Annotated in this window: 1 pseudogene; it reads right to left on the reverse strand. The window is 60.1% G+C overall.

What is annotated here, in order from left to right:
- Positions 1–238: pseudogene (locus L981_RS32140) on the reverse strand (lipoprotein-releasing system transmembrane subunit LolC); the annotation flags it as partial.

Raw genomic sequence — 238 nt, forward strand, 5'->3', positions numbered from 1 at the left:
ATGATCAGGCCGGAGATGATGTTGAGCGCCGCGACCAGCACGATCAGCGTCAGGATCATGAACATCACGTTGCGTTCCACCTGGAGCGCGGAGAAGAAGGTCTTGTTGCGGTCGCGCCAGTCGGTGATGAAGATCTGCCGGCCGGCCGCATCCTCGATCGGCTGGCGCAGTTCGTCGACGACATCGGGATGTTCGACGAAGATCTCGATCGACTGGACCAGTCCCTCGGCGTTGAAGA

It is taken from the genome of Ensifer sp. ZNC0028 (genome assembly GCF_000799055.1).
In the GTDB taxonomy this organism is placed as follows: domain Bacteria; phylum Pseudomonadota; class Alphaproteobacteria; order Rhizobiales; family Rhizobiaceae; genus Ensifer.